Annotated in this window: 14 protein-coding genes and 1 CRISPR repeat array; of the genes, 4 read left to right on the top strand and 10 right to left on the bottom strand. The window is 70.0% G+C overall.

From position 1 onward, the window contains the following. Window positions 1–285 precede the first annotated feature (285 nt). Window positions 286–1,572 carry a serine--tRNA ligase gene (serS, locus tag ACTIDRAF_RS0200585; RefSeq protein ID WP_016696761.1) on the top strand — a complete coding sequence of 429 codons (1,287 nt, stop codon included), beginning with the start codon at window positions 286–288 and terminating at the stop codon, window positions 1,570–1,572. 397 nt (window positions 1,573–1,969) lie between these two features. Here serS and ACTIDRAF_RS32345 read toward each other — a convergent pair whose 3' ends face one another. The 3 genes from ACTIDRAF_RS32345 to ACTIDRAF_RS0200575 all read right to left on the bottom strand — a co-directional run bounded on the left by ACTIDRAF_RS32345 (window position 1,970) and on the right by ACTIDRAF_RS0200575 (window position 3,471). Further along, the gene (locus ACTIDRAF_RS32345) at window positions 1,970–2,161 is read right to left on the bottom strand and encodes a DUF397 domain-containing protein (protein WP_083886030.1); all 192 of its coding nucleotides are present in this window, start codon (window positions 2,159–2,161) and stop codon (window positions 1,970–1,972) included. Between the two features lie 228 nt (window positions 2,162–2,389). Next, window positions 2,390–2,578: a DUF397 domain-containing protein gene (locus ACTIDRAF_RS32340; protein ID WP_083886029.1), complete on the bottom strand. Its 189-nt coding sequence runs from the start codon at window positions 2,576–2,578 to the stop codon at window positions 2,390–2,392. Then, on the bottom strand, window positions 2,578–3,471 hold the full coding sequence (locus tag ACTIDRAF_RS0200575; protein WP_016696758.1) for a helix-turn-helix domain-containing protein: 894 nt from the start codon (window positions 3,469–3,471) through the stop codon (window positions 2,578–2,580). Before ACTIDRAF_RS0200575 ends, ACTIDRAF_RS32340 begins: the two co-directional genes overlap by 1 nt. Before the next feature lie 591 nt (window positions 3,472–4,062). On the opposite strand from ACTIDRAF_RS0200575, the gene ACTIDRAF_RS0200570 reads away from it, so the two are divergent. Next, the gene (locus tag ACTIDRAF_RS0200570; protein ID WP_016696757.1) at window positions 4,063–4,470 is read left to right on the top strand and encodes a hypothetical protein; all 408 of its coding nucleotides are present in this window, start codon (window positions 4,063–4,065) and stop codon (window positions 4,468–4,470) included. 139 nt (window positions 4,471–4,609) lie between these two features. Continuing rightward, window positions 4,610–5,047, top strand: coding sequence for a hypothetical protein (locus ACTIDRAF_RS0200565; RefSeq protein ID WP_016696756.1), 438 nt, complete (start codon window positions 4,610–4,612; stop codon window positions 5,045–5,047). 287 nt (window positions 5,048–5,334) lie between these two features. After that, window positions 5,335–6,989: direct repeats of the CRISPR family, unit length 37 nt; unit sequence GTTGCGATCCTCACCGGGCCCGGAGGCCCGGTGCAAC. Window positions 6,990–7,238: 249 nt separating this feature from the next. On the opposite strand, the gene cas2 is transcribed toward ACTIDRAF_RS0200565, so the two are convergent. The 7 genes from cas2 to ACTIDRAF_RS0200530 all read right to left on the bottom strand — a co-directional run bounded on the left by cas2 (window position 7,239) and on the right by ACTIDRAF_RS0200530 (window position 14,721). Then, window positions 7,239–7,529 (bottom strand): CRISPR-associated endonuclease Cas2, encoded by a 291-nt coding sequence (cas2, locus tag ACTIDRAF_RS0200560; protein WP_016696754.1) that lies wholly within the window; start codon window positions 7,527–7,529, stop codon window positions 7,239–7,241. A 3-nt stretch (window positions 7,530–7,532) separates the two neighbouring features. Then, window positions 7,533–8,549: a CRISPR-associated endonuclease Cas1 gene (cas1, locus tag ACTIDRAF_RS0200555; RefSeq protein ID WP_016696753.1), complete on the bottom strand. Its 1,017-nt coding sequence runs from the start codon at window positions 8,547–8,549 to the stop codon at window positions 7,533–7,535. Then, a complete protein-coding gene (gene cas4 / locus ACTIDRAF_RS0200550; protein ID WP_169533942.1) occupies window positions 8,542–9,129 on the bottom strand; it encodes a CRISPR-associated protein Cas4 in 588 nt (195 codons plus the stop codon). The genes cas1 and cas4 overlap by 8 nt, the downstream gene beginning before the upstream one ends. Before the next feature lie 73 nt (window positions 9,130–9,202). After that, window positions 9,203–10,102 (bottom strand): type I-C CRISPR-associated protein Cas7/Csd2, encoded by a 900-nt coding sequence (gene cas7c / locus ACTIDRAF_RS0200545; protein ID WP_016696751.1) that lies wholly within the window; start codon window positions 10,100–10,102, stop codon window positions 9,203–9,205. Between the two features lie 40 nt (window positions 10,103–10,142). Further along, window positions 10,143–11,930, bottom strand: coding sequence for a type I-C CRISPR-associated protein Cas8c/Csd1 (gene cas8c / locus ACTIDRAF_RS0200540; RefSeq protein WP_016696750.1), 1,788 nt, complete (start codon window positions 11,928–11,930; stop codon window positions 10,143–10,145). After that, the gene (cas5c, locus tag ACTIDRAF_RS0200535; RefSeq protein ID WP_245533395.1) at window positions 11,930–12,613 is read right to left on the bottom strand and encodes a type I-C CRISPR-associated protein Cas5c; all 684 of its coding nucleotides are present in this window, start codon (window positions 12,611–12,613) and stop codon (window positions 11,930–11,932) included. The genes cas8c and cas5c overlap by 1 nt, the downstream gene beginning before the upstream one ends. Further along, window positions 12,610–14,721 (bottom strand): CRISPR-associated helicase/endonuclease Cas3, encoded by a 2,112-nt coding sequence (locus tag ACTIDRAF_RS0200530; RefSeq protein ID WP_016696748.1) that lies wholly within the window; start codon window positions 14,719–14,721, stop codon window positions 12,610–12,612. The genes cas5c and ACTIDRAF_RS0200530 overlap by 4 nt, the downstream gene beginning before the upstream one ends. Window positions 14,722–15,206: 485 nt before the next feature. Between ACTIDRAF_RS0200530 and ACTIDRAF_RS0200525 the strand changes: the two genes are divergently transcribed. Beyond that, window positions 15,207–15,764, top strand: coding sequence for a TIGR03086 family metal-binding protein (locus ACTIDRAF_RS0200525; protein WP_016696747.1), 558 nt, complete (start codon window positions 15,207–15,209; stop codon window positions 15,762–15,764). Window positions 15,765–15,852 lie beyond the last annotated feature (88 nt).

The following is a 15,852-nucleotide window of genomic DNA, read 5'->3' as shown; positions in this document are numbered from 1 at the left end:
GGCCCGTCCCGGGGTCGGCACCCCGGCCAGCGCACCCCGGCCGCCGAGCCCGCCGCCCCGGGAGCGCTCACCACGGGCCACGCAGCAGGAGCGCCGGCCCCGGCGTTGGCCGAGGTCAACCCCCTGCCGACGCCCGGTTACCCGGCCTCAACCCGCCGCCGGAGCTGAACGGTGTTCCCGTTAGACTTCCCGATCGTTCGACATGGTAGGAAGCCCGGTTGGTCCGCTTCCGCCACCTGAAGGCGAGTTCACGCACTCCCGCACCTGAGCTGACGAAGGAACGCCATGCTTGATCTGGACCTGATCCGCCGCGAGCGCGAGGCCGTCGCGGCCTCCCTGTCGAAACGACTCGACAGCTCCGAGGTGGATCGGTCCCTGTCCGCGATCGTCGACCTCGACGCGCGGCGCCGTGAGCTGCTCCAGCGGATCGAGGAGGAGCGCCGCAAGCGCAAGGAGGCCTCGCGCGCCTACGCGAAGGCCAAGCGGGAATCGAGCGAGCCCCTCCCCCCGCCCCCGGACACCAAGGCGGCGTTGCTCGCCCTGGAAAGCGAGCTGGAGAACGTCGGCGCGGAACTCCGCCAGGAGATGGCCGCCCTGCCGAACATGCCCGCCGACGACGTCGTGCCGGGCGGCAAGGAGAACAACGAGGTCCTGCGGGAGTGGGGCGAGAAGCCCGCCCTGGGTGACTTCCTCGACCACACCACCGTGGCCAAGGAGTACGGGCTGGTCGACTTCGACCGGGGCACCAAACTCGGCGGATCCGGGTACTGGATGTACACCGGCTACGGCGCCCGCCTGGAGTGGGCGCTGTTGAACTGGTTCATCGACCAGCACAACGCCGCCGGCTACACGTTCGTCCTGCCGCCGCACATGCTGTTGGAGAGCGCCGGCTTCGCCGCCGGGCAGTTCCCCAAGTTCAGCGACGACGTGTACCACATCGCGAACCCGAACTCGGACCGCCCGCAGTTCCTGCTGCCGACCTCCGAGACCGCGATCCTCGGCGCCCACCAGGACGAGATCTTCACCGAGGCGGAACTGCCCCGCCGGGTGTTCGCCTACACGCCGTGCTACCGCCGGGAGAAGGCCGGTACCCACTCCGACGAGCGGGGCACGGTGCGCGGACACCAGTTCAACAAGGTCGAACTGTTCCAGTTCACCACCCCGGACGGCGCCGCCGAGGCCTTCGAGTCGATGGTCGACGCCGCCGAGTCACTGGTGCGCGGCCTGGGCCTGCACTACCGGACGTCGAAACTCGCCGCCGGCGACACCAGCGCCACGATGCGCAGGACCTTCGACATCGAGGTGTGGATGCCGCACGCCAAGGGCTACAAGGAGGTGTCGTCGGTGTCCTGGGCCGGTGACTACCAGGCCCGGCGGGCGAACATCCGCTTCCGCGCGCCGCAGGCGAAGCAGACCCAGTTCGTGCACACCCTGAACGGGTCCGCCCTGGCCACCAGCCGGCTGCTGCCCGCCATCCTGGAGCAGTTCCAGCAGGAGGACGGTTCGGTGCTGGTGCCCGAGGTGCTGCGGGACCGCGTGGGCACCGACCGCCTGGTGCGCCCCGCGCGCTGACACCGGACGAGACGGGGTGTGGACGGGTTCTCCGTCCACACCCCGTTCGCGTTCCTGCCGGGCCCGCCCACCCCGGGCCGAGCCGCCGTGCCGGTGGGACTCGGGGAGAGCTCGACGGGCGCCGGGGGACCCAGGTTCGCCGTAGCACTCGGCGTGGTGGCGCGCCGGAAGCGCCGAATCCCGAGGAACGCGACGGCCTCTCCGGCCCGGCAGCACGGCGTCGGCAGCGAGCGCGGTGCGGACTGAGCGAGTGCTCGTGGTTGTGGTCCTGCCCCGTCTGCCCTCCCCGCCCGTCCCGCCCGTCCCGTCCGCTCGGGACGGCTGACCAGGAGGCGGAACGGGACGCGGCCCCCGCACGAGGGGTGCGAGGGCCGCGCCGAGAACGTCGTTCGCGGGATCAGAGACGGTCGCGCTTCACCGCGTCGATGAACGCCGCGAAGACCTGACGATCAACGACCAGAACACCACCGCCCCGGTTCTTGCTGTCCCGAATCCCAGCCAAGCCCGGCGCCCCGCCCACCTCGACGCAGTCCCCTTGCGGGCCACTCGCTCGTGACTTCCGCCAGCCGATGAGTTCCTGTGCGGTCATGCTGCCTGCCCTTCGTACTGGTCTCCGTAGCACGAAACAGTCCCGGTGGGGCTTCCCGGTTCCCGGGAACCCGGCAGCGTCCCTGACGCCATCCGACGACGCTCGAACGGGCTCACCAACCGGCCTTGTCGGTCAGGAGCGTCCCCCACCCCGGCCGGGATGACGGACACCGGGAGCAGGACGAGGTTCGGGCCCGAGGAGCACGAAGGCGCGCCCGGAATGTCGGGATCAGAGACGATCGCGCTTCACAGCCTCGATGAACGCCGCGAAGACCTGGCGATCAACGACCAGAACACCACCGCCCCGGTTCTTGCTGTCCCGGATACCAGCCAAGCCCGGCGCTCCACCAATCTCAACACAATTGGACTGGTTATCGCTGCGGGTCGACTTGCGCCAACCTGTAAGAATGGTGGTCATCATTCCTCGCTCTGAGTGCTTCGATAGGACTGTGCGTAACGGGTAATCATCTGGCGAGAAGCTTCTGGGTTGAGGGTAGCTGCGATGATCGTATCCCGCGCCTGCTCAAACGCGGCCACATCGCGTCGTGTATGGAGCATCGTGCCTGCCTGCGCATGGTCCAGATGGACCACTGGCGGACCGTCTGGCAACTCGACGAGCATCCAACCCGACGCCATCATGGCCGCGCTCCCGGCGGCGAGTGGGATAACCCGCACCTCCACATTTCCTGCGTCCACCAGCGATACGAGGTGGTCCATCTGATGGGCCATGACAGCAGGGCCGCCGATGGTCCTGGCGAGCACTGCCTCGTCGATCAGTGCGAGCATCTTGGGTGGCTCAGCTCTGGTCAAGATTTGCTGGCGGCCGATTCTGTAGTAAGTGCGGGCGTCGATGACGTCAGGCGGGAGCCCCTCCATCACTGAGCGGATGTAGGGCTCCACCTGTAGCAGCCCGGGAACGAGCAGTGCGTTCGCCTCGGTGAGTGCGATGGCTTCACGCTCGTAACGCACCAGGGTCGCAAGCTGCGCCGTGGCGCCGCTCCCGCCGCTCGTGGACCACGTATCGCGGTCGACATCCCGTGCCATCGCCATGATGCGGTCACGCTCGTCGGGCGGAGTCCCCACCGTGCCGAGCAGCGCGGCCAACTCATCCAACGGTGCCCGCCTGGTACCGCCTTCGAGCCTGACAATCGCGGTATGGCGTAGCCCCATCTTGTCCGCCAGCGCGCGAACGGTGAGGCCCGAAGCTGTCCGCTGCTTTCGGATGGCGTCGCCGAGCGCCCGGGACAAGGGCGTCAGGTTGGTACGGGCCATGCACCACAGAGTAGTCAGCCAGACCTCGATGTCATTCATCCAATCGAGCGCTTGCCCTCCTCACACCTCCCACTCCAGTCTGGAACCAGAACCGATTCCGGTTCGCGAACCAAATTTGGTTCGCTTTTCAGGAGGTTACTGCATGTGGCAGGTCATCGATACTCCGGCATTCGCCATCGTTGTCACGCTCGGACCCGCTGCCCTGATGGTGACGGCTGCGGTCCTCTTCGAACGCGAGAACACGCACCGCGAGAAGCAACGGCGCGCGGCGACCACACCTCCACGCACCTCCTCCCGACCCACTCACCCGATCCCCGTAGCCGTACTGCTCGCGACGCGAGCCCAGGACAGGCCGGACGCGCCGCCCGACTCCCCGAGGCGCGCCCGGCCGGGGGCGGCGGACCCCGACACCACGGCCGCCCCCTTCCACCGTCCGGCCCCACCTCCCCTCGGGGGCCGGCACCGCGCGGCGACGGTGCGCCCCGCCGCCGCGCACCGGGAACGGTCGTTGCCCGCCCCGCGCTCGCGCGGGCGACGGCCGGGGGCGGTGGCACCTAACCCCGATCCCGCGGCCACCGCCCCCATCCCGGCCCTGACCGGAGTCCTTCCCATCTGGACGGAGCCCAGCCCGTGAGCAGTCCCCACCGCACCCTGCCCCGAGACACCTGGCGAGCCAGCGTCGCCGCAGTGGCACCCACCGGACAACCCACGACCGTCGTGCTCACCCTCACCGCTGACGAGTCGGCGGCGGTCCTGCTCGCCGCCGGCACCGTCGGTCTGGTGGCGCCGCACGCCGCCCGACAGTTCTCCACGGCCCTGCTCCATCGCCGGAATCTCGCGATCCCCCTGCACGTCGGGTCCTCGGTGTTGCGCCTGGCGGTGACGTCCCTCGCCGTCCCCGGTGCGGGTACCGGCGGCGCCCGGCTGGCCCTGGTCGGGAATGGGTGGGGATGGCCGCTGCTACTGGGTCCCCGGCCGGTGCGTCAGTTGGCACGGGTGCTGGACGAGGCAGCCGGACGATGCCGGCGGGGGTGGTGAGCGTGAACCCGGTCGATGTGGCGGAGTCGGTGACCACGGTGCTTCCCCGCATTCCGCCAGCACGGTCCTGCCGAGTCCGTGCCTTCGTCCTCCCCCGCCGTTCCAGCCGGATACGGCCCTACCTGAGGTCGGGTGCGCGGTGACCACATCGGAGCCGGTGGTTCTCGTGCCGGGGAACGCGCTGGGACGGATCATCGGATGGATGCCCGCCCGGTGTGGGCCGGTGTCCGTGCTGGTGGAGACCAGCCGGCTCGGCGTTGTCCTGCGCCCCGAGCACGCGCCCGAGGAACCCGTGGGCCTGCCGGTGATGCAGGCCCGACGGGTCGCGGGTGCCCTGCTGGTGGCGGACGGGGAAGCGGTCGTGACGGCGATCGTGCCTGGGCCGGAACCCGTGGCATCGCTGATGGTCAGCACCTTTCCCGCCTTGGGCGGGAAAGCGGTGACCGTGGTCGTGGGTGGCGATCAGTTCGTGTGCGTTCTGCCTTCCCCCTGCTCGGCAGCACTTCCTGCTGCCCCGCAGCTCACCCCGCCGAAGGAGGCGGGAGAGTTCATCGCGAGAGCAGCAGAGGGGGTCTGACGCCTACGACGATCCGCACGAAGGAACACGCGAGGCTCCGGGTCGTGCCCTTCGGAGGGCGCCCCGGCACCTCGCAGTCCCGTCAGGAAAAAGACCGGCGCAACGCGCGCCCCTGGTGGTCACCAAGGCAGCATCAGCAGGTTGCGATCCTCACCGGGCCGGAGGCCCGGTGCAACAGTCGCGGTAGCGGGCGCTGCCGCGCGGGCCCCGACGGGTTGCGATCCTCACCAAGCCTGGAGGCCCGGTGCAACCGCGTCCCGCTGCCGCAAGATGGTCGCTTCGGCGGTGTTGCGATCCTCACCAGGCCTGGAGGCCCGGTGCAACCACTACGCCCGGAGGAGGCTGTTGATTTGCGGGAGCCGTTGCGATCCTCACCGGGCCCGGAGGCCCGGTGCAACGCCCCCGTGCTCGCGGGCGAGGATGCCTTGGAGGTCGTGTTGCGATCCTCACCCGGCCCGGAGGCCCGGTGCAACGATGCCTGGGCCGCCATCTCCTCGGTGGGGAGGACCTGGGTTGCGATCCTCACCGGGCCCGGAGGCCCGGTGCAACTCCGCGAGTACACCGCGCCGCGTCCCACCAGCATGTTGCGATCCTCACCGTGCCCGGAGGCCCGGTGCAACGCGTAGGGGGCGGCGGCGGTGGCCGGTTCCGGGCGTTGCGATCCTCACCGGGCCCGGAGGCCCGGTGCAACGTCGGTCTCGGTCTCGGTCATCCGTCTGTCCTCTCGTTGCGATCCTCACCGGGCCCGGAGGCCCGGTGCAACGCCCAAGCATCCGGGCGGACGCTGCCCGAATACCGCCTGTTGCGATCCTCACCGGGCCCGGAGGCCCGGTGCAACCGTATGCGGCGGCCGGCCACACCTCGGCGAGGACGTCTTGCGATCCTCACCGGGCCCGGAGGCCCGGTGCAACTCCGGCCGAATCGATTCACTTCCAGCTCCGGCGACGTTGCGATCCTCACCGGGCCCGGAGGCCCGGTGCAACAGGCCGGTGCGGATCTCCCCACTCGCAGGAGGTAAGGGGTTGCGATCCTCACCGGGCCCGGAGGCCCGGTGCAACACGCAACGCCGCCCGGCCTGTTTCGCGGCTACTGCGGTGGTTGCGATCCTCACCGGGCCCGGAGGCCCGGTGCAACCACGCGGTGTGTCGAGCCGTCGAGGTCCTCCCACTCGTTGCGATCCTCACCGGGCCCGGAGGCCCGGTGCAACGGCGGACGGCCTCCGCCCCGGACTTCCCAAACGTCGTTGCGATCCTCACCGGGCCCGGAGGCCCGGTGCAACCCCAGATCCACGCGGCCCGCTACGCGCTGACCACCGTTGCGATCCTCACCGGGCCCGGAGGCCCGGTGCAACTCGTGCGCCTATCGACAATGTTCCGCACGACGCCGACGTTGCGATCCTCACCGGGCCCGGAGGCCCGGTGCAACCCGAGGCCGCGCCACCTCCGAATCCCGATGACGAGATGTTGCGATCCTCACCGGGCCCGGAGGCCCGGTGCAACCGGGCTTCCGCGGGAGACCAAGGACACGACACGACACGTTGCGATCCTCACCGGGCCCGGAGGCCCGGTGCAACGACGTTCCCGGTCCGGTTGGACATCTCGGAGCACCAGTTGCGATCCTCACCGGGCCCGGAGGCCCGGTGCAACTCGACCACCTCGAATCCGCCACCATCGCCCCGCCGCCGTTGCGATCCTCACCGGGCCCGGAGGCCCGGTGCAACTCCCCGTCCCGGGTCGGCCCGGGTCGGCGCTCAACGAGGTTGCGATCCTCACCGGGCCCGGAGGCCCGGTGCAACTGGGGCTGACGTAATGCTGATGAGCGTTGAGGTCCCCGTTGCGATCCTCACCGGGCCCGGAGGCCCGGTGCAACGTGGTGCTCGGTGTACACGATCGGGTCTCCCTGGTCGTTGCGATCCTCACCGGGCCCGGAGGCCCGGTGCAACTGCGTGAGCAGCGGTTTTCCCATTTCGTGTTGCGACGAGCTTCCCGCAAACCGGACAAAGTGGACGACACGCCCGGGATTTGCTTAGGAGAGTCCAGGCGTGTCGCGTGACGCTTCCGATCCGCGCGAACTCCACACCGCACACGGCGCGGATCCGCACCACCCTGGGGCCGGCTCGGCCGGCCTGCGAGCGCACCAGCGGAATGCCCTGTCACGACTGCCCTTCCTGTCCAGTCTCCGGAAAGCACCGTCAGTACACCAGAGGCGATTCGTGCGGCGCCAGCCGCGATGCCCCCATGTGCTCGGCGCGGGAGAACGAACCTCGGTCGAGGTGGTAGACGCGGATGCTGTCCCGCTCGGAGTTGATCACCTCCGCCAGGCGGTGCTTCATCAACACCCAGTCCTGCGGCCGGCACACCACCTCGAAGACGGACTTCTGCACCCGGTGCCCGTAGCCCTCGCAGATCTTCGCCACCCTGCGCAGCCGCCGCTGACCCTCCCGAGTAGCGGTCTCAACGTCGTAGCTGATCAGCAACTCCACCCCTCAGCCCGCCGACCACGGGGTGTAGGTCGGCGTGTCACCTCGGAGGTGCCGGGCCAACAACCGCGCCTGGAGCAGCGGCAGGGTGGACGCGGGAACCTCCCGGTCCAGGACCGGGTGGTGCCACATCCGGTCCCGCGCCGTGGACCAGTGGGAGAGGAACGCTTTCCGTCCCTCCTTTGTGAACCTGACCTCCCCTCCGGGCAGGGTCTCCATGTCCCGCTCGCTCAGCTGCTTCTTGTTGAACAGCGTGATGACGAGGCGGTCCACCAACATCGTCCTGAACTCCTCCATGAGATCCAGGGACAACGACGCCTTACCTGGCCGCACGTCGTGCAGGTACCCGATGAACGGGTCGAGCCCGACCTCGTCGACCGCTCCCCTGGTGGCGACCTCCAGCATCGTGTAGCCGAAGGACAGCGCGCAGTTCACGGGATCCGTGGGTGGACGACGGGTCCGCCCCGGGTTCGCCCCCGGGATCAGCACGCCCATCGCCTGGAAGTACCGCCGCGCGGCGCTGCCCTCCAGACCCCGGATCGTGTCCAGGTCGTCGGCCTCCCGCAGGCGTGGCAACGTGGCGGCGTGGTCGGCGGCGATATCCCGCAGCAACTCCCGATCACCGCCCTGCCTGTCCCGTGCGATGCGCAGCACCAGTTGGCGGTAGTTGTGCAGTTTCCCGGCCACGAACGCACGGGCCAGGGCCAGCCGGCGGGCAGGGTCGTCGTAGGCCCGGACCTGCTCGATGCGCAGCCGCGCCCCGCCGGTCCGCCGGCCAGAGGTCCTGGTGAGCAGCTTGCCGTTCTGGCTCAACCAGGTGACTGAACGGCCGTCCTCCGAGCACCGGTGGAACAGGTCCTCGGAGACGTGCACCCCCTTGTTGACCACCAGGTGGTCGAGTCGAACCAGGGGTTGCAGGTGCCGGCCAGGCCGGTCGGGGCTGGTGATCCGCACCGCGTCGCCGTCCAACCACAAGCTCGTGCCCGGGGTCGAGATGAACAGGGTCCTCAGTGCTTCAGTCATCCCACTCTCCCAACGGACGTGGTGTGAAAGGGTCCCCGGGCGATGCCGCGCGCAGCTCGGGCACGCACCCGGGCCGGAGGGAACACCGGCGGCACCGGTTGTCGTGCACGGGGGGCGGCGTGGTCCCGGTGGCGATCAGCTCGCGCAGTCGCTCGGCCGTGTCAACCACCCGGCGTTCCAGGACGGCGTCGACCTCGACGACGTGCCGCCGACGGCGTTGCCCGGCGAAGACGACCCCGTGGGGCACCTCCGCCCCGAACATCTCCCGGAGGCACAACACCTGGCCGGTGACCTGCACGTCGGCCGGTCCCCCAGGCCGGTAGCCACCGGACTTGTGCTCCACCGGCACCGGGCCGTCCGGCCCGAACTCGACCGTGTCGCACACCCCGTGGATGCCCAGCCGCGTGCTGCGGACCGGCAGCGAGTTCCACTGGCGCACACCGCGACGGTTCCTGGTGGTGCCGCCGCGGTCGACGACCTCGTGGTGCAGCGAACCCCTGGTCGTGGCGGCGTCGTCCTCGAAGTACTGCTCGACGTGGATCAACGCCGCCTGGCGGGGGCAGTAGGCGTAGTGCTCCAACCCGCCGAGGGTGACGCTGGGTTCGGGGCCGGGCCGCGGCCCGGCCCCTTCCGACCGTGAGGAACCCACCACGTCAGCCGAGCACCGTGGTCAGGGTGACACCGTCGGGCAGTGCCGCGGAGTCGACGCGCAGCTTGTAGTCGGTGAACGACCTCGGCGGGAGCGGGTTGTCCGGCTCGGTCCGCTCGGCCACCACGCGCTCGCACAGGGCGTGGGCGGGGGCGTTTCCGAAGGCGTCCTGATGGCTGAACACGTGGAGACCTCGCGGGGCGAGCCGGCCGCGTGTCGCGGAACGGTCGTGGTCGAACATCATCGTCATCGACCGGTACAGCAGCTCCAGGTCGCGGCTGTCCACGCCGGTCTGCCTGCCCCGGGCCGCCGAGTAGTACAGCTCGGCGCGGTAGAGGCCGTAGGGGACGGTCCACTTGCCGCCCATCTCGGTGCTCTCCCCCTTGTCGATGTCCTCCTTCTTCGTCTGGGTGACCCGGGTGATCGCGTGGTCGACCGGGCTCACCGGGTCGGCGCTGCGCGCCATCGTCACCTGGAGCGGGCCGTAGATCTGGCCGAGCCGCTTGGTGACCTTGCTGCCCGTGGAGAGCACCGCGCCGAAGAGGCGGATGTCGACGTAGCGGTTCGCCAGCCAGGCACGGGTGTCGGTGATCTGCTTGGTACTGATCTTCTCGTCCTCGGCGCCGTTCGCGCTCGCGGCTTCCAGGAGCCTGGTGTTCAGGGCGTGGCCCGCCTCGACGAAGATCCCGTAGCGGGGGTCGCCGTCGCCAGCCAACGCGAGGGTGTTGCGGATCTTCCGCTTGAGCGCGACGTCGGTCACCAGGCCGTGCTGGGTGTCCAGGTCCGTCCGCGGCCGGTTGCCGGAGTCGGGGTCGCCGTTGGGGTTGCCATCGGTGACGTCGAAGTAGAAGACGATGTCGTGCCGCACGGTGGGGTCGAGGTGTGCGGGTACGGCGTTGCTCATGGTTCTCCTGTCGGTGAATCGAGGGGGATCGAGGCGAATCTCAAGCCAAGTCCGGCCCGGTGTCGGCGGCGGTCAGGTCAGCAGACTCCTTGCTTTTCTTCCGTGCTATCGCCTGAACTGCCTCATGCTTGTCTTTCGCCCGCTGGTGGTAGTAGCCGATGCCGAAACTGCACTGCTGCTCGGTCGTGAATCGGACAGGCAGCTGCTCTCCGCCTTTGAGGAGGTCGTGCAGTTCGACTAGCTTCTGGTCCAGCGCGATGAAGGCTGCGCGCTTCGTCGCGTCAATACGAAGTTTCCTCAACCACGGTTGTACATCGCGGACGCCGACGGCGTACGCCACCCTTGGGCTGAACATCGCGCCGCCGAAGTAGCGATCGATGAACGTCCTGTTGACGTCACCGAGCGCGGCATTCTGAATTGCTCCGAGAACGGCGACGAACCGCCCACACACGTACGCGGGGTCGGTGTTGGTCTCGTCGAGACCGGGCATGACGTGGTCCTTTCCGTACTGGCGGACGAGGGAGAGGCGGAGCAGCGCCGCCCGGTAGGCGTCCACTCGTCCGTCGTTGGTGATGCGTGCCAACAGCTGGTGGCGGAGTTCCGGGGGTGGTGAGGCGTTCCGCAACGCGGTCGCGACGAGCTGCCGGTGCAGCCGTTCCGACCGGCGGGAGGACTTGCTGCCCATCTCGGCGTAGGCCTTGAGCTGGGGCTGCCACCGGCCGGTGGCCAGCACGAGCGTCCACAGCCCGAGGGGGCGGTCGTCACCCGGCGACCGGACGATCTCGATGTCCTCGAACCAGGACCTGATGTTCCGTTCGAGTTCGGGCAGGGGCATCTCCACCCAGTCCCGCACCATGATGCGGGCGTTGTTGCCGCTGACGGTGAGGGCGTGGAAGCGGGTCAGGTCCTTCCCCCCGTTGGCGACCGCCTTCCCCTCGTGCGGGGAGGTGAGGAGCCGGGAGACGGCGCTCGGGTCGGGTCGTTCGAGCTGGGCCATCCAGTCGGTCTCGGGTGGGCCGCTGTACCACCAGGCGAGTTTGCTGTCCTGCCGGGCGTAGCTGGAGGTGTGGTCGCTGGAGAGCACGGCCACCAGCCCGGTGGTCATGCTGTCGGCGCACACCATGCACAGCGGGGTGTGGGTGAGGCCCTTCGTCAGCTGGTAGCCGAAGACCCGTTTGTTGACGCTGACCAGGGCGGCGTCGTTGGCGGCCCCGGGGACGAGCTTCTTCGGCACAGTGCCGGGGACGGTGTTGGCCAGTGGTGCGACCGTGCCGCAGGACAGGCACAGGCCGGTGGCGCCGCCGCGGGCCTTGCGCCGGGCGACTTCGGTGGACCAGAACGGCACCACCGAGGGCGCCTCGGTGGCCGGAACACCGTCGACGACGAGCAGCACGCCCTGCTTGGACCTCCAGCCCTCCGGTTCCGCGACCCGGTGCGGCCCGTCCTGCTGGTAGAAGGTGGCCACCGCCTGGGCGAGGGTGTCGTCCTGGGCCGCCGGGTCGGCGGCCCAGCGGGTGACCAGGTCGACGAAGGCCGCGTGGCAGCTCGCGGCCCGTTCGGGTTTCGTCTTCTCGTCGGCCCAGCCGAGCACGTACTGGACGTCGTCGGCGCCGAGGTTCGCGTCGAGGTTTCCCGTTCGGACGACGGCGGGGACCTGGCGGACCACCCCCCGCCCTGGCCTCGTCGCCGCCGGGTCGGTGACCCGGGTGAGGAGAGGTGGGCGACCGGCGGTGCCGATCTCCAGTTGCCAGTGCAGCTCCCGTTCCCGGTGGAACGGCTTGCTCGTCCCCTGGCGCTGGGCGTGGTCGACCAGGCGTTTGACCAGCATCAGGCACCTCCGCCCACGCCGACCGGGGTGGCCCGGGGCACCGCCACCCCGAAGGGCGGGACGTTCATCCGTCCCCGTACGACCTCGGCGTGGAACCAGTGCGTCGTGGGGGGTTCGGTGGAGTGGTCGACGCTGTGGATCATGAGCCCGAGGTCCTCGGTGTAGGTCTCGACGGCGGGGGTGTCGTCGGGCAGGCCGAAGTAGGCGGAGAACTCGCGGGTGCCCAGGTAGGGCTGGTGGAAGCAGGCGCCCCGCCGCACTCGGCGCCGGAACTGGTCGCGGTAGGCCTCCGCCCGGTGGGTGGCGTGCGGTCGGAGTTCGACCTGGGCGTGGATGCGGTAGGCGACGTCCTTCAGGCACAGCGCGAAGCGTTGGACCCGGAGGGCGGCGGTGTCGACGCGGCGCTCACCCTTCGCGGCCTCCGTCAACGGCGGCAGGTCGCTGGTCTCGTTGCGGCGCTGGGTGAACTGCCGGACCGGGCGCAGCACCTCGATCGCCGTCACCCGCCAGTCGAACTCCGGTTTCCAGAAGATCGCCTCCAGCACGCCCACGGCCGCGCTGGGCGTCATCACCGGGTAGGTGACCCGTTCGACCTTGAGTTCGGGGCGGGTGAACAGGGCCGCGTCGCCCCACACCTGCACCACCACCGGGTCCCACTCCTCGCGCGGGGAACTCGGTTTCACCACACTTCCTCCTGAACGATGTCGGTCGTGTCGATGCCGTACGCCTCGTGGTAGTCGCCAGCCCATTCGTGCAGGTCGCCGACGACGGGACGGCAGATCGCCTGGATGTCGGGGCGGTTGAGCAACGCCCGGGGCAGTGGGACCACGTAGGGTTGAACCGCGCGGAAGTCCTGGGGGGTCGGGTTCGTCGACGAGCGCAGGCGTTCCACCAGGCGCGGTCCCTCTCCCTTGTGGTCCTTGTCCTTGCCGTGGAAGTCGACGACGACGGGGACGGTGTCCTCGTCGATCATGCGGAACGCGAGTGCCCGGTCCCTGGCCGTCCCAGCGCCGCCCGCGTCGAGGAGCGGGCCCTCGGCCACCGACTGGTAGTCGAACGCGGCCCGCCCGCGCTGGACGGCGTTCGCGCGGCGGTTCTCGGTCAGGTTCAGCGCCGAGTACACGCCCCGGTAGTAGCGGTCGAGCGCGTCCAGCCGGTCGGGGTCCTGGCCCGCCCAGAAGTGGACGCTGGTCTGTTCGGCGAGGGCCCGGTACTCGGCGCCGGGATAGCCGCCGTCCTCGGGGACGACGATGACGACCCGGCCGCCCTCCCGGCCCAGTACGCCCTCCCGGTTGGCGCGGCCGGCGGCCTGTTGGACGGCGTCGGCGCCGGCGAGCACGCGGTAGACGACCGGGAAGTCGATGTCGACGCCGGCCTCGATGAGCTGGGTGGAGACCAGGAGGACGGGCTCGTTGGCGTTCAGGCGGCGGTTGGCTTCGTGGAGCACCTGCTGCCGGTGGGCCCCGCACATCCGGGCCGACAGGTGCAGGACGTGCGGGGACGTCTCGTCGTCGGGGTTGGCGTGCCGGTAGACGGTGCGGGCGTTGCCCGTGGTGTTGACGACCACGAGGCACTGCCGTTCGTCGAGGGCTGCCTCGGCGACCTCGGCCAGGGTGGGGCGGGGGTCGCACCACCACTCGTAGCGGACCCGGCGGAGGTCGTCGAAGAGCCGTGTGGGGTCGGGGACGATGTCGGTGACCGGGAAGTCCTTCCACACGGGCAGGGACTGGAAGGCCGGTTGGGTGGCGGAACTGAGCACCACCGTGGTGCCGAACTCCTCGGCGAGGACCCGCAGCACGTCGAGGATCGGGGTGAGCAGGCTCAGCGGGAGGGCCTGGACCTCGTCGAGGACGATGACCGAGTTCGCCAGGCGGTGGAGTTTGCGGGACCGCTCGGGTTTGCGGCCGAACAGCGAGTCGAACAGCTGGACGGTGGTGGTCACGATGAAGTCGGCGTCCCAGTTCTCCGCCGCCGGCCGGTACCAGCGGGGCGCGGTGTCCAGGTCCACCGAGGAGTGGTGTTCGAGCACCCGGTCGGCGTCGAGCAGCTCCCGGTATTGGCCCGCGTTCTGCTCGGTGATCGTGGTGAACGGGACGGCGACGATGACCCGCGACTTGCCGTGCAGGGCGGCGTGCCGCAGGGCGAAGGCCCCGGCGGCCATCGTCTTGGCCGACCCGGTGGGCGCGGCCAGCCTGAACAGGCCGCCCGGCCGCTCGGCGGCGCGCACCGCGTACTGGTAGACCTGTTCGCGGGCCGCGTCGACGACCGGATCGGCGCGTTTCCCGCTCGCGGCGCGCTTCGCGAGGACGTTCACCCGTTCCTGGTCGTACCGTTTCCAGAGCTGTTCCATGTCGGGGGCGGGCCGGACCGTGGGCTCGGTCCCCGCCCTGTGCGCGCCGGTGTCGAGGCGGTCGGCGTCGACGAGCGCGGAGAACACCAGGCGAATGCCGACCTCGGCGGTGGACTGGCGACGGCGCCAGTTTTCGGGAACGTGGTGGCCGAGCACCGCGAGGGCGGCGACGTGGGCGGGGCCGCGCAGGGCCACCGCGCCGAACTCCTTGTGCGGGACTCCGGTCCGGCGGTTCTGCCCCTCCACCGCCAGCAGGGCTTCCTGCCAGGAGCAGCTGGCCTTCCCCGCGTCGTGGAAGAGCCCCAGGGCGCGGGCCAGCGGGGCGGCGCCGAAGGGCTCGGCGAAGCGCGCCGCGAGCTCGCCGGTGGAGATCAGGTGGTCTCGTAGGGTGTGCCGTTCGCCCTTGTCGTTGCGGCTGTGCGCCCATAGTTGATTCGTCACGGATTTCCTGTCGGGGCAGCTCTCGTTGAGGTCGGCGCGACTTTAGAGTTCGCGCCCGACAGAAAAGACATCCGCTGCGATATTTTCACCTGAACAGAGCAAGGCAGGAGAGACCATCGGCACTACCTCGCGTCTGGTCGGTGATTCACCGTCCACTCTTTCGCACTAGTATCTTGATCACACTACGGACGATTCTTCATCAGCCGTTCACCCGGATCGCACCATGTTTATCCGGTGGGGTGAAGTTCTCCCGACGCGAAGCCGACCCGCCTTCGCGGGTGGCGAGAGGGAACGCCGTGTGGGGTTGACGCGATCCGCCCCACGGGGTGCGGGCTGGCCGCCGCCCGGCCGCTGGCCCCCGCCGGCCCGCCCGGTTCAACGGTGGCGCGGCCCTCCCGCTCCACAAGACCACTGCCCGGCAGGGCCCCCAGCACCGTGGTGGCCGTGGGTGATCAGGCTCGTGGTGCGGCAGGGAGAATCGCCGCATGAGCATCGACAACACCACAGGGGGCCTGTACCGGCGACTCGCCGCCACCTTCACGGAGCGGGTTCGTGCCGTGCCGGCGAGTGGCTGGGAGTCGCAGTCGCCGTGCGTCGGGTGGACGGCGCGGGACGTGCTCGCGCACGTGGTGGACACGCAGAACTCGGTGCTGCGCAAGGTGGGCATCCAGGTCGCGGCCGGGCCCACCGTGGAGACGGCGCCGCTCGCCGCCTGGGAGCACACGCGGGACGCGGTGCAGGACGTGCTGGACGACCCGATGCGGGCCAACCGCGCCCACGACACGCCGTTCGGGCGGAGCACGCTGGCGGCGACGATCGGGGCGTTCTACTGCTTCGACCTGGTGGTGCACGCCTGGGACATCGCGAAGGCCACCGGGGGGAACACCACCATCCCGCCGGAGAACCTGGAGATGGTGGCCGGTTTCATGGAACGGATGGGCGACACCCTCTACTCGGAGGGGGTGTGCCAGCCGCCGGTGCCGGTGGTGGGCGAGGTGAACGAGCAGACCCGCATCCTGGCGCTCCTCGGCCGCACCGCCTGAACTCGTCGCGGGGCCGGGCCGCCGCGACCCTCGTCCCGCTGGTGGCTGGCGGCGGCCGACCGCGGACAGCCCTCCCCTCGGGCCGCCG

It is taken from the genome of Actinoalloteichus spitiensis RMV-1378 (assembly GCF_000239155.1).
GTDB classification, from domain to species: Bacteria; Actinomycetota; Actinomycetes; order Mycobacteriales; family Pseudonocardiaceae; genus Actinoalloteichus_B; species Actinoalloteichus_B spitiensis.
Note: the sequence above shows the minus strand (reverse complement) of the source record. Positions and strands in the feature narration are given on the sequence as shown.

What these genes read in the sequence shown, in the direction of transcription:
- ACTIDRAF_RS32345 (WP_083886030.1), bottom strand. Translation starts at nt 2,161, where the DNA reads ATGACCGCACAGGAACTCATCGGCTGGCGGAAGTCACGAGCGAGTGGC.
- ACTIDRAF_RS0200525 (WP_016696747.1), top strand. Translation starts at nt 15,207, where the DNA reads ATGAGCATCGACAACACCACAGGGGGCCTGTACCGGCGACTCGCCGCC.
- cas7c (WP_016696751.1), bottom strand. Translation starts at nt 10,102, where the DNA reads ATGAGCAACGCCGTACCCGCACACCTCGACCCCACCGTGCGGCACGAC.
- cas1 (WP_016696753.1), bottom strand. Translation starts at nt 8,549, where the DNA reads ATGACTGAAGCACTGAGGACCCTGTTCATCTCGACCCCGGGCACGAGC.
- serS (WP_016696761.1), top strand. Translation starts at nt 286, where the DNA reads ATGCTTGATCTGGACCTGATCCGCCGCGAGCGCGAGGCCGTCGCGGCC.
- ACTIDRAF_RS32340 (WP_083886029.1), bottom strand. Translation starts at nt 2,578, where the DNA reads ATGACCACCATTCTTACAGGTTGGCGCAAGTCGACCCGCAGCGATAAC.
- ACTIDRAF_RS0200575 (WP_016696758.1), bottom strand. Translation starts at nt 3,471, where the DNA reads ATGAATGACATCGAGGTCTGGCTGACTACTCTGTGGTGCATGGCCCGT.
- cas8c (WP_016696750.1), bottom strand. Translation starts at nt 11,930, where the DNA reads ATGCTGGTCAAACGCCTGGTCGACCACGCCCAGCGCCAGGGGACGAGC.